This is a genomic window from Terrabacter terrae, from assembly GCF_039529575.1.
Classification (GTDB): domain Bacteria; phylum Actinomycetota; class Actinomycetes; order Actinomycetales; family Dermatophilaceae; genus Terrabacter; species Terrabacter terrae.
In genome coordinates, this window is sequence record NZ_BAAANB010000120.1 from 1 (window position 1) to 832 (window position 832).

Annotated in this window: 2 protein-coding genes; both read right to left on the reverse strand. The window is 75.4% G+C overall.

Annotated elements, in window-relative coordinates:
• Nucleotides 1–359, reverse strand: a 359-nt coding sequence (locus ABD194_RS19725) for a hypothetical protein (RefSeq protein ID WP_343994674.1), incomplete at its 3' end; no start/stop codon positions are given.
• Nucleotides 360–529: 170 nt separating this feature from the next.
• Nucleotides 530–832, reverse strand: a 303-nt coding sequence (locus tag ABD194_RS19730) for a sigma factor-like helix-turn-helix DNA-binding protein (RefSeq protein ID WP_343994676.1), incomplete at its 5' end; no start/stop codon positions are given.

Below are 832 nucleotides of genomic sequence, written 5' to 3' on the forward strand. Positions count from 1 at the left end.
GCCTTCGGCATCTCGAGGAGGTCGCCGCCACCGGTGTCCGGGCGCCGGCCGTCGGCGCCGAGTCGGCCCTGCTCGCCGGGGGCCACGGCGAGGGGCCCCGGGTCGACGCGCAGTCGGGCCTCGTCCAGCAGGGCCGCCGAGATGCGGCGGGACACGGCAGCGGGCATGGGGCCCGGGTCCGGCACGTCGGCGAGGAGGGCGCGCACGTGCCGGTCGAGCTCCGGGTCCGGACCGGGGTCCAGATCAGCATCCAGCTCCGGCTCGGAGTCCACGGCAGCACCGTGCCGGGCATCCATCGCGGCAGGGTGCAGCTCGGGATCTGGCTGGGTGCGCTCGGGGCTGTGCGCGGGCTCGTCCACGGATGTGGTCCTTCGGGCAGGGCGTGCGGTGGTCGTCAGGCAGGCAGGGGTATGCCGGTCGCCAGGGTTTCGACGGACCCCCGGGGTCCCCGGGTTCCACCGGATTCAACCATTCTCGGCTGGGGACGCCGTCCGCGCCGGTGGGGCGCTCGCCGACGGGCAGCCGTGGCTCAGTGCGTCTCGACGGGTCGCACGCCCGGGGTCAGTCCCAGGTGTTGGGCGAGCGCCGCGCGACCACGTGCGCAGCGCGACTTGATCGTTCCCTCGGCCACACCGAGGATCACGGCTGCCTCGGCCACGGGCACCGCGTGCATGTCGACCAGCACGAGGGCTGCCCGCTGGCCCTCGGGCAGTGCGGCGAGCGCCTCCTGGATGTCCAGGCGCACCTCGGTGGAGGCGTGGTGGTCGTGGCGGTCGGCGAGCTCGTACTCGGGCAGCTCAGCCGTGGGCCGGCGGCGGCGCAGCCGGTCGAG